This window comes from Clostridium mediterraneense (assembly GCF_900091705.1).
In the GTDB taxonomy this organism is placed as follows: domain Bacteria; phylum Bacillota; class Clostridia; order Clostridiales; family Clostridiaceae; genus Sarcina; species Sarcina mediterraneense.
Window position 1 is genome coordinate 1,864,688 of record NZ_LT594785.1, and the last position, 12,453, is coordinate 1,877,140.

The window sequence follows — 12,453 nt, forward strand, 5'->3', positions numbered from 1 at the left end:
TTTATTTTTTTACATTAACTACTCCTATAAACCCAATGCCCTTTTTTAATTTCTTCAAATTTAGAATTTTCAAAATCAAATCCCTTCATCTTTTCATTATAAGAAGATTGTAATGATAAGTTTTTAAATTTTGGATCTGGAATTAATCTAGAAGCCATTAAAAGCTTAGTATATGGATGTATAGGATTTTCATAAATTTCTTTAGTACTAGCAAGCTCAACTACCTTCCCCTTATACATCACAGCTATTCTATCACTTATATATTTAACCATTGATAAATCATGTGCTATAAATATACAAGTTAGCTTTCTCTCATTTTTTAAATTCTTAAATAAATTTATTATCTGTGCCTGCATAGAAACATCTAATGAAGCTATAGGTTCATCAGCCACTATAAAATCTGGATTCATTATTAAAGCTCTTGCAATTCCTATTCTTTGTCTTTGTCCTCCAGATAATTCTGAAGGATATTTATATAAATCTTCATCTGAAAGTCCAACCTTATTCATCATTTCTAAAACTATCTGTTTTAAACTTTCTTTATTCTCATAACCTTTATTTATTCTAAGTGCTTCAGATATTATTTGAAAAACATTTTTTCTTGAATTTAGAGAACTTATAGAATCCTGAAATATTATCTGCATTGATTTTACAATCTCTTTTTTATTAGCTTTATATACTTTCTTATCTGTAATTTCTAAATTATTATAAATTATACTTCCAAAGTTTGGAGTATGAATATTCATAATTAATCTACCCAGAGTTGATTTACCTGATCCTGATTCTCCAACTACTCCTATAAATTCTCCTTTATATAAATCAAATGATATATTATCAACTGCTTTTATCTTTATTTTCTTACCAATGCTAAAGCTTTTTCTTAAATTTTTAAGCTCTAATATTTTTTCCACTATTAAACTACTCCTATTTTTTTATTTAATTCTTGAGCTAAAGGATGTAATAGCCAAGTAGCGGCTTTATGAGTTTTACTTATTTCAAACATTGGAGGCTCTTCTTTAAAATCTATTCTTAAAGCTTCTTTATTTCTCCTTGCAAAGCTATCACCCTTTGATAAATTAATTAAACTAGGAGGCATACCTTCTATACTAAATAAACTTCTTTCCTTATTATCTGTAGGAAGTGATTTTAAAAGTGCCTTAGTATAAGGATGTCTTGGATCATAAAATATATCTTCAACAGTTCCAAACTCAATAATTTTTCCTGCATACATTACAGCAATTCTATCTGCTACATTTGCGACAACTGATAAATCATGAGTAACAAAAATTATAGATAAATTCATTTTACGCTGTAATTCAATAATTAGATTTAAAATAACTTTCTGCATAGTAACATCTAAAGCTGTAGTTGGTTCATCTGCTATTAAAATTTTAGGCTTTAAACAAAGAGCTATTGCTATAACTATTCTTTGTCTCATTCCTCCTGAAAACTCATGAGGCATCGAATTAAATCTTTCTCTTGCAAACTCTATCCCAACAGCCTCCATAATTTCTATAGCTTCTTTTTTTGCCTCTTTCTTAGATATCTTTTTACTATTTAAAATGCCCTCTACTATTTGCTTTCCTATTGACATAGTTGGATTTAAACTAGTCATTGGATTTTGAAATATCATAGATATTTCCTTCATACTAAATTTATTTGTTTTTTCTACCTTCCCCTCTTCATTTAATAGACTGATATCTCCTTGAATTTTCTTAGCATTATTAGGTAGTATTCCAGCTATACTTTTACATAAAATTGTCTTACCTGAACCTGATTCACCAACTATAGCTAAGACTTCTCCTCTTTTTAACTCAATATCAATTCCTCTAACGGCTTTAACAGTTCCTGCTTTTGTTTCTATATTAACTTTTAAATCTTTAATTTTTAATATTTCATCCAATTTATGCGCCCCCTTAAAACTAATGTCTTTAGTTTTAATCTATAAATTAATCTTCTAACTTCCATTCATCTATATTAAAGAATATACCTACTCCATGATGTCCAAGAACTGTATCTTTTGAAATTCCTTTTATATTTGAATTAGCAGCATAAATAGCATCTATATAAGCAATAAAAGTATATGGCATATCCTTAGTTAATTCCTCTTGGAACTCTTTATATAAAGCAAGTCTTTCACTATCATCTTCTGTTTCTCTTGCTTCTTTTAAGATCTTATCTACATTTTTATTTGAGTAAGAACTATAATTTGCTCCTTTATCTGTTCCAAATACTTTATAAGTGTGATCATCTGGATCAAATGGACTTCCCCAACCAATTAAATATGAATCTTGATTTTCCCAATCTATTTCTGATTTAACAGCAACTTTAGCATCTACACCTATTTTATTAAATTGTTGTGCAGAAATATTAGCCATATCTATTCTTACTTGGTCACCTTCACCACAAACTATTTCAAAAGATAATTTTTTTCCATTCTTTTCATAGATTCCATCACTTCCTAGCTTCCATCCAAGCTTTTCAAGTTCTTCTTTAGCTTTGTCTTCATCATAAGTAAACTTTTCAATTTCACTATTATTATAAGGTCCCATTTGTAATGGAGAATAAGCTTCTACTCCATATCCTAATAAAACATTATCAACTATTGCTTTTCTATCTATTCCATAACTTAAAGCATTAGCAAGTCCCTTATTTTCTTTAAAGATAGGAGCATTGAAATTATAAAGTATTCCTCTATAATCAGCTGTCTTCATTTTATATATTTCAAAGTCCTTATTTCCTTCTAAAACAGACATATCTTTTGGAGTTATTTGAGCTAAATCAAGTTCTCCTGATTTAAGTTGCATTGCTCTAGCTTTTACATCTGTTACTATTTTAAATACTATATTATCAATTTCAGGTTCACCTTTATAATATTTATCATTTTTAACTAATGAAATACTTTGTCCCTTATCCCATTTTTCTAATTTATAAGGACCTGTTCCTATAGGATTTTTATTAAATTCATCAGTTGTTATATCCTTTCCCTTTAAAATATGCTCTGGAATAACTCCTATAGTTAAATAATCAAGCATAGCTATATTAGGGCTACTAAGAGTTATTTTAACTTCTGAATCTGAAACAACTTCTATATTAGTTATATCCTCATAATTTGAAGCTATCTCTGACATATTCTTTGGATCTTTTATAGTTTCTAAAGTAAACTTTACATCACTAGCAGTAAATTTTTCTCCATCATGCCAAGTTACATCATTTCTTAATTTAAATGTATAAGTATTAGTTTTTTCATCAAACTCCCAACTTTCAGCAAGTGCTGGAATTACCTTATTATCTTTATCATGAGCTGTAAGTCCTGTAAATAATAATGAATTTATTTCTCCATGTTCATATAAAGCTGGATTTATACTAGTATAATCTCCACTTCCATAAACTAAAGTTTCATTAGATTTTGTTACTGGTGCTTTCCCTGTATCTTTTACACCAGATGAACAAGCAGACATTCCTATAGCTAAAAACATTGTTAATGCGATAGTTAATAATTTAAATTTTCTTTTCCCAATCATTTTAAATCCCCCTAAATTTATAAATTGCTAATCTTTTTATTTGATTTTTCTCTTAAATAATTTCCTATATTAGTTATAGACACTAATGTTAGAACTAAAAATATACCTGGAATTAAAATTATCCACCATAAATTTGATAATAAAGCTCCTTCAGCTAAAGAAAGCATACTTCCCCAGGAAATAATCTCTATAGGAAGTCCTATTCCTAAAAAACTTAAAGTAGCTTCAGTACCAATAGCTGCTCCTATATTTGTTACAACCATAAACATTATTGCTGGAAGAAAATTCAATATCATATGTTCTTTCAATATAAAGAAAAAGCTAGCCCCCATAGTTTTAGATGCAATTATATACTCACTATTCTTAATTTGTCTTACTTCTGCTCTTATAATTTTAGCTATATTCATCCAACTAGTTATTCCTATAACAATAGCTAAAGATATAATATTTGTATTTCTAATTATTCCTTGAATAAATATTATTATTAATATTGAAGGAATACTAAGTATCATTTCCGTAATTCTCATCATTAAATCATCAATAAATTGATTTGAACAAGCGCTTATAGTCCCATATAAAATTGCTATTGATGTTGATATTATTGTTGATAAAATTCCTATAAAAAGTGAAATCCTACCTCCATACCAAATCATAGAAAATATATCTCTTCCCATAGTATCTGTTCCGAAATAAAATTCACTTCCTGGTTTAAGAGATGTATTTGCTAAATCCATATAAGTAGGGTCCTTAGTCATAATAAAATCTGCAAATATACAACAAATAACTATAATACTGAGAACTAAAATAGACTTATATGGAATCTCTTTAAATTTACTCATTGTCTTTATATCTTGTTTTTCTTCATCAGCCTTATACTTATTCCCTACAATCTCAAAATCATTTATATTAAGTTTCAAGTGTATCCCTCCTAGCATGCTTTGTTCTAGGATCTATCTTATTGCTTATAATATCTCCAATTATATTAGCTAAAATAACTACTACACCTGTAATAAGACATAAAACCATTAACATGTTATAATCATGATATTTCGCACTTTCAAAAGTTAAACTTCCAAGTCCTGGATATGAAAATATTTTTTCTACTACATATGTTCCGCCAATAATATGAGGTATTGAAATTGCCATTATACTTATAAAAGCAGGCATTATATTTCTAAGACAATGCTTAAATAAAATCCCCACATTACTAACTCCCTTCATTTTTGCTAAAAGAATATAATCTTCTCTTATTTCTTCAAGAAGTTTATTTCTAATCATATAAGCGTAATACCATAAATGTCCTGAAATCATAACTATTAAAGGTAATATCAAATGTTTTATCCTACCTAATATACTGTGCTCCATTCCAATATCATAAGCTCCACTACTAGGTAAAATACTAAAATTTATACTAAATAATAAAATTAAAACTAAAGCAATCCAAAATGTAGGTATAGAATTTATAACATTTCCAATCATACATATTATTTTATCTATTAATTTATTTTCATTAATCGCACAAAAAACTCCAAGAAGTAATGATAATGTAAAAGTTAAAATATATGAGAGTCCTCCCAAAATCAAAGTATTTATAAACACATCAGATATAACTGTTGTTACATCCTCTTTATATTTATATGAAATCCCAAACTCACCATCAAAATCATTTTCTAGCCATATTAAGTACTGCTTATAAATTGGTTTATTTAAACCTAATTTTTCTTTAGCTAAATCCTTTTCCTCTGTACTCATTCTCTCTATACTTTCTCCGTAATAAGCTTTTAATGGATCCCCTGGTGCAAGTCTTCCCATATAAAAAACTACAAAAGATAAAATAAATATAGAAAAAACAATTTGAACCACTTTTTTAATCATTCAAAACTTTTCCCCCCTTAAACTAATTGATAATTAATTCTCTATTGATTATATAATATCAATTTTGTTTTTATTACTATTTAGTAAAATATTATCAATAAAATATTTTTTCTAATAATAAAAATTTATTAAACTAAAAAATCTAAAAAAAATATCTAAATTATAGTTATCTTTTAAGATTTACTTAAATTCCAAAATAAATATTTTTTTCACTTTTATATACATTTACTTAAGCAATTCCCTAATACAAAAAATTAATAACGCTAATATAAAAGTTGATTATGCACAAAATAATTATGGATAATAATATTTTAATCTTTACAATTACCAATAAAACTCAGCATTTATTTAAATATCTTTTTAATAAATAATTTTTAAATAACTATATAAGTCTTTACTAAAACTATATTGTCTGTCTTATATTTTAAAAATATTACTAAAATCAAAGATTGGGAGGTATTCATATGAATGATATTGAAAATGCAAAAACTGCTGACTATACAATTGAATATACTGTAAACAGCTTTATAATACTGCCTACAAACTTTAAAAGAACTCGCTATTTTAAAGATAGTAAATTTAGAGATATTATTTATGACCTAGAATCTTATGATGAACACGATAGAAATTTAGTTAAATTTATAAATAAATTTATATACTCCTTTTCAATCCTAAAAGAAAAGAATCTATTCTCTAAAGAATTAGAAGAATATAAAGACTCTATTGAAAGATATCTAGAAGTCATTTTAGAAATGAAAGATAAAGTTAGTGCGCAAGAAAGTGAATTATTAATTCGCTCTCTTTCAAGTATTCCATTTCCAGCACTAAAAAAAGATGAGTTTATTGATATTAATTTAGATTTAGATAAAAAATCTTCAATCTCATAGATTTTTTATTCTATACACTTTAAGTAATATTATTATTTATAAAATATAATTTGTTTTTATATTTATACATAAAAAAACAGGCTATCTATATAAAATAGTCTGTTTTTTCATATATGTTATTACCCTTTTTATTAACCCAATTTACAGCCACCATAGAAGCCCTACTCCAATAAACATAAAACCTATGTTTATTTTCCTCTTTATTCTTTTTCCCTTTTGTATTTATATTTTACTAATTAAAATCAATTATATAAAAGCTAGTTTTATATCAAATAGTTTACAAATTCTTTAATTTTTCTCCTAAATCCCTTTATTAATTTCAAATATATTGTAAAATAATAATTATACTATAAATATAATTTATATAGAATTGAGGTTTACAAAAGATGATTTATGAAGATATAAACAGAAATGTTTCATTAGAAGAAATGGGCCGTTTTACTGTAATAGATGATAAAATATCAAAAGTTACAGGAATGCTTGCAGCAAGAAAAATGGCTAACGCAGGTTTAGATGTTAGAAAAATTTTCTTTGAATTAAAGGAAATAGATAACGATTATAAAACTTATGTTAGAGCTGGTAACTGCGATAACAAAATTGTTTATGAAAAAAGACTTGCAGTAGTAAATAAAATAACTGAAATAGAAAATCTTCTAAGAACTTTATAAGAACCCTAACTTCCTATCTTAATGTTTAAACACATAAGATTCGGAAGTTTTCTTTTAAAGATATATCTAAGCAATTATGATATAATATTCAAATAAATTTTAATACATGGAGATACTTAAATGATTATAGGTTTAAAAAAAGAAGATGAAAAAAAATATTTAGATGAAACTATAGAAGCTATTGATAAGCTACTTGAATCTTTTGGTGTTTCATCTCAAAAACAAAATAAAGATATCAAAAATGATAGAAAAGATTTCTGGAATAATTTTAGTGAACTTGATGAAATTGAAGTACAACAATTTAATCAAGATATGGCTATGCAAGAAAAAATCTATCTAAAAAATATGAGTAAAATCAATACTCTTCAAACTCAAAGAAATTCTCCTTATTTTGCAAGAATTGATTTTAAAGAAGATTGTGAAAATGAAGCTGAAAGTTTTTATATAGGAATTTCAAGTATTCTTAAAGATGACTTTGATTTTCTTGTTGTTGACTGGCGTTCTCCTATTTCCAATATGTTTTATGATTTTGAAATGGGTAATGCTTTTTATGAAACTCCTAATGGAAAAATAGAAGGAGAAATTGTTTTAAATAGACAATATAATATTAAAAATGGAGAAATAAAGTTTATTCATGAAGCCAATTCTAGCCTACATGATGAATCCTTACTTGAAGTTTTACAAGCTAATACTTCAGATAAGATGAAAAATATAGTTTCTTCTATACAAAAGAAGCAAAATGAAATAATAAGAAATGATAGAGCTAAAATATTACTTTTACAAGGAGTTGCTGGTTCAGGTAAGACTTCTATAGCAATGCATAGAGCTGCATATCTTTTATATAAATATAGAAAAACTTTAAACGCTGACAATATATTAATATTCTCTCCTAATGATGTTTTTAGTGATTATATTTCTGATGTATTACCTGCTCTTGGAGAACAAAATATAGGTCAAACAACTTTTGAAAGTTTCTATAAAACTTATTTACCTTCTACTTATAGATATGAAAAGAAAAATGAATATCTTGAATATACTTACTCTACTGATTTAAATAAGGAGTATACTATAAGAGAAGCTTCAATGAAGTTTAAAAACAGTATTGAATTTACTAAAATATTAGATAAATTCTGCTCTAAGCTTCCAGATATACTACCTAGCTTTTCAGATATTATTTTAGGTAATGAAGTTATTATCTCAAAAGATAAAGTGAAAAAAGTATTTGTTGAAAGATTTAATAAGGTTCCTTTCTTAAATAGAATAGATATTTTAAAGGAAAGTTTACTTTCTCAAATAGAAACAAAATACTATCAACAAGCTAAAAATAAAAATGCTTCTGATTTTGGTTATAACTATATAGATCATGGTGATAATTTCAAAGCTTATTTAGAAGATGAAGTAAATGCTCAAGTTAATGCTATGTTCACTATGTTAAATCCTATTGATATATACAAACTTTTATGGCTTGATATAGAAAATTATACAAATAAAGATGTTAGTGACATTGCAAATCTTACTTTAAAATCATTAAATGAACTTCTAGTTAATTTTGAAGATATAACACCAGCTTTATATCTTAGATCATACATGGAAGGATTCAGAGATTATAAAAATATAAAACATTTAATAATAGATGAATGTCAGGATTACAGTCCTCTATTCTATAAACTTTTAAGAAAAACTTTCTCTGCTGCTTCTGCTACTATTCTTGGTGACTTAAACCAAAGAATTTCTAGCAATACTAATATAGGTGCTAAAGAAGATATTTCAAATATATTTGGAAAAGAAAATACTGAGACTATAACTTTAACAAAGAGTTATAGATCAACAGAAGATATAACAAACTTCTCAAAAAATATATTAAAATTTGCTGAACCTATAGAAGCTGTTGATAGAAAAGGGCTTCCTGTTCAATTTTATAATATAGATAACTCTATTGAAGATACTCTAGAAAAACTAATAATAGATATTAGAGAAAGAAGTTTAACTTCAATAGCTATAATAACTAAGACAGCTACTAAAGCAACTGAACTATATGATAAATTAAAAGATAGAATAAATTCATTAAATCTTATAATTGATGATAATAGCTTCTATTCTAGAGGAATCACTATTATTCCATCATATATTGCGAAAGGACTTGAGTTTGATGCAGTAATTATTCCTGATGGAGATAATAAAACTTACAATAGAGATTCTGAAAGAAATCTATTATATACAGTTTGTACAAGAGCCTTACATGAATTACACATAGTAGATAGTGGAGATCCATCTTCATTATTCTAAATTTAAATGATAGAAAGGGGATTTTATCATGAATAAACTAATGAAAATTTTTACTAGTATTGTAGTTATTATTTTAATAATTATAGGATTAGTAATAGGAACATATTATGTTTCATTTAAACCACAAGTTGCAACAACACCAATATCTCAAAATGTTGAGCAACAAGAAAAAGAATTATTAAGGAAATTTATACCAAACAAGCTTGATTTAAGTCTTACACAAATAAGTGCTGATTCAACTGCAACTTTATCTGATACTGATTTAACTAGCTTATTTATAATAGCTGCTAGACAAATTCATAGTGATAAAATAGAAATAACAGGTGTTAAAGCACAGGTTGATGGCAAATACATAAATTCTTATATTGAATTTATGTATAAAGGAATTCCTTTAGAAGCAAAGCTAGTATTTGAACCATCAGCTCAAAATGGAAAAGGTATCTTACACTATGTTAGTGGAAATGTAGGATTTATAAGTATTCCAAAAGATTTAATCTTTGAAAAAGCAATTGATAATTCAATGGTTCAATTTGATAAATCTGCTGATAATATAATTTTATCATTTAAAGATCTACCTGACCTAAAGATTCAAAGCTTCAAAACAAAGAATAATGAACTTGAAATTTCATTTAAAGCTACAGTAAATCTATGGGACTGGCTTAAATAACAAATAAGGGTATATCTCATTTAATTTGAGATATACCCTTATTACTTATTCAACAATTTCTTTTAATATAGCTAATTCACTTTCTTTACTTCCATCAATATCTATAACTTTAATTCCCTTTTGCTTTAATTGCTCTATTACACTAGAATTTATATTTTTAGTATTCCCCACAACTATATCAACATTAGTTTTAATAATTCCGTTTATATTTAAATTATTACCTGAGCCAACATTAATAAGATTTGATGGAACTTCTTTAGAGTTTATCATTTCACTAGTAGCCCCTACAACATCATTTTCTTTTCCTAATGACTTTATAAGATTATATGTATTACTATCTAGTACAATTACTTTTTTTGCACTACTATTAAAATGTAACTTTTCATTATTAGTATTTACTACTCTTATCTTTGAATCTGATGATATTACTGGTTTACTTTGTAAAATACTTGTATTATTTTTATTAGGAGCTTGTTTAGCATAGTTAAACTCATAAACTGCTGCTCCTCCAGCTACTATTATTACAAGAGCTGCTGCTATTTTTCCCTTTGATAACCCACCACTACTACACATACTTCATATCTCCTTAATAATTTATTCTTTTTTAATTCATAATTATTTAATAATTTGAAGTTTATCATAAATTAAATTACTAATCAATTACAAAGAATATTAGTTTTTTTATAATAATTAATATTATTTGTATAATTTATTTAAATATAGATACTTTTTTATAACTATTTATTAATATTTTATATTTAATATTAAATTTAAAATATTTTATTTAGTTTAATATCACTACATTCCTTATTTATAAAGGAACTTAAGTAACATGAAAATATTATTATATACTATAAACAAAATCGAAGAGGTTTAAAATATTAAACTTCTATATTTAAAAATTAGATTTAATTTATGAGGTGATTAACAAATGAATAAAGAAGATAACTTAAATCAAGATAAAAAGCTTGATTTAACTAAAAATCATAAAAGTAAAAGTAAAATTCCTAGTTTAGAAGACTTTACAGTCTCTCTTCAAGCTATCCTTGATTCTGAAGATAATGTATCAGAATGTGCATCAAAGCTCTTTAGTAAAATATTTTCAGGGGAATTAAGCTCAATAGAAGATATTCAGAAAAAATTAAGTTTATTATCAAATATTCTTCTACTCTATAGTAATAGAGATTATTCTCTTGCTTCACTAATTGACTCGATTAGTTTTCCCCAAGAAAAATATGTTCCTAATCCCCATCTAGATACATTTGAAGAATGCTCTAAAGAAGATTTCTTCTCTAGTATGAAATTTAAAGCACCTAAGAATTCAAGTTTTAAAGTAACTACTACTAAAATCACTACTGATTCTGCAGAGAATTCTGATAATCTAGATAATGATACTGTAACAATTGATGAATTTAATAAAACTCTTGATAAGCTTCAAACTAATGAGCAGCAAGAAACAATTGATATTAATAATACACAAGATATTAATAATTTATATAACTCTAATTCAACAGATACTAGAGATTCCACTAATATTTATAAATCTAAAGAAAAAATAAACCCTCATAACTTATTACAAAATAATACTGAACAAATAGATAAAGCTAATCCTAAGCTATTTACTGCTTCAAGAAGCTCTAATATAAATACCACTAATAACGAACAAATAAATCAAAATACTATTCTAGATAATACTTCTGGCTCAAATAATCAAATTATTACTTCTAGAAGTATAAACAATCAATTTAATCCTTTAAATAATGTAAATCAAACAATAGACCAAGCTAATAATTTAGTAAATAATAATCAATACAATACTGATACTAGCTATCAAGATAATACTCTTTTTAATAGCTCTAGAAATTTTAATAATCAGATAGGTGAATTCAATCCACCTAATAATAAAAATCAAACAATAAATCAGACTAATAATAGTCAATATAATGTAGATCCTAGATATCAAGATAATAATTTATTTACTAACTCAAGAAATTTTAATAATCAAGTAAATCAATTTAATTCTACTGATACTAACAATCAACAAATAGATCAAATTAACAATCAATATATGGATACTAGATATCAAGCTTTTGAACCATTTAATAACTCACGAAATAGGCAAACAACTCAAATTAATAATTCTAGAAGCTCCAATACACAAGCAGATCAATTTAATACAACAAAGTACTCTGAACTAAATAATTTTTCATCTAATATGTCAAATACAGATGAAATGAATACCTGCACTATTAATGTTCCAGGCCTCGAAGGTTTAAATCCACCTTTCTGCTGTTCTAACACAGTTGGAGTTCCTGATTCTGCTAGTATTCTAAATGCTGCTTATATAAAAAATGGAGTTTATTTCTTAAAGAAAATAAGGCTTTATATACGAGCTACTAAATCCTGTGTCTTCTATGAACTTTATTATAGTACTAGAACTCAAAAACTTTTATTTACTATTGCTAATAATCCTTATAATTATTCTCATACTTATATAATTTAAAAGTTTTAAATTATATTTTAAGCAATAATAAAGAGCTATCTAA

At 25.6% G+C, this 12,453-nt stretch carries 11 protein-coding genes; 5 read left to right on the forward strand and 6 right to left on the reverse strand.

Annotation, left to right across the window (positions count from 1 at the left end):
- Nucleotides 1-14: 14 nt before the first annotated feature.
- From BN8917_RS10775 to BN8917_RS10795, 5 genes are read right to left on the reverse strand one after another with little or no spacing between them, the layout of a single operon-like run.
- On the reverse strand, nt 15-911 hold the full coding sequence (locus tag BN8917_RS10775; RefSeq protein WP_235830000.1) for an ATP-binding cassette domain-containing protein: 897 nt from the start codon (nt 909-911) through the stop codon (nt 15-17).
- A gap of 2 nt (nt 912-913) precedes the next feature.
- Nucleotides 914-1,903: an ABC transporter ATP-binding protein gene (locus tag BN8917_RS10780; protein WP_066874289.1), complete on the reverse strand. Its 990-nt coding sequence runs from the start codon at nt 1,901-1,903 to the stop codon at nt 914-916.
- A gap of 46 nt (nt 1,904-1,949) precedes the next feature.
- Complete coding sequence (locus BN8917_RS10785; protein WP_066874290.1) at nt 1,950-3,524, reverse strand: ABC transporter substrate-binding protein; 1,575 nt, start codon at nt 3,522-3,524, stop codon at nt 1,950-1,952.
- Nucleotides 3,525-3,541: 17 nt separating this feature from the next.
- Nucleotides 3,542-4,441 carry an ABC transporter permease gene (locus BN8917_RS10790; protein WP_235830001.1) on the reverse strand — a complete coding sequence of 300 codons (900 nt, stop codon included), beginning with the start codon at nt 4,439-4,441 and terminating at the stop codon, nt 3,542-3,544.
- Nucleotides 4,431-5,399, reverse strand: a complete 969-nt coding sequence (locus BN8917_RS10795; RefSeq protein WP_066874294.1) for an ABC transporter permease — start codon at nt 5,397-5,399, stop codon at nt 4,431-4,433. Before BN8917_RS10795 ends, BN8917_RS10790 begins: the two co-directional genes overlap by 11 nt.
- 464 nt (nt 5,400-5,863) lie before the next feature.
- On the opposite strand from BN8917_RS10795, the gene BN8917_RS10800 reads away from it, so the two are divergent.
- From BN8917_RS10800 to BN8917_RS10815, 4 genes are all read left to right on the forward strand, one after another.
- A complete protein-coding gene (locus tag BN8917_RS10800) occupies nt 5,864-6,286 on the forward strand; it encodes a hypothetical protein (protein ID WP_066874296.1) in 423 nt (140 codons plus the stop codon).
- A 386-nt stretch (nt 6,287-6,672) separates the two neighbouring features.
- Nucleotides 6,673-6,954, forward strand: a complete 282-nt coding sequence (locus BN8917_RS10805) for a hypothetical protein (protein WP_066874298.1) — start codon at nt 6,673-6,675, stop codon at nt 6,952-6,954.
- 120 nt (nt 6,955-7,074) lie between these two features.
- Nucleotides 7,075-9,240, forward strand: coding sequence for a HelD family protein (locus BN8917_RS10810; protein ID WP_066874300.1), 2,166 nt, complete (start codon nt 7,075-7,077; stop codon nt 9,238-9,240).
- A gap of 28 nt (nt 9,241-9,268) precedes the next feature.
- The gene (locus BN8917_RS10815) at nt 9,269-9,907 is read left to right on the forward strand and encodes a hypothetical protein (protein ID WP_066874302.1); all 639 of its coding nucleotides are present in this window, start codon (nt 9,269-9,271) and stop codon (nt 9,905-9,907) included.
- Between the two features lie 45 nt (nt 9,908-9,952).
- On the opposite strand, the gene BN8917_RS10820 is transcribed toward BN8917_RS10815, so the two are convergent.
- Nucleotides 9,953-10,480, reverse strand: coding sequence for a TroA family protein (locus BN8917_RS10820; RefSeq protein WP_066874304.1), 528 nt, complete (start codon nt 10,478-10,480; stop codon nt 9,953-9,955).
- A gap of 358 nt (nt 10,481-10,838) precedes the next feature.
- On the opposite strand from BN8917_RS10820, the gene BN8917_RS10825 reads away from it, so the two are divergent.
- Nucleotides 10,839-12,410: a hypothetical protein gene (locus BN8917_RS10825; protein ID WP_066874306.1), complete on the forward strand. Its 1,572-nt coding sequence runs from the start codon at nt 10,839-10,841 to the stop codon at nt 12,408-12,410.
- The last annotated feature ends 43 nt before the right edge of the window (nt 12,411-12,453 follow it).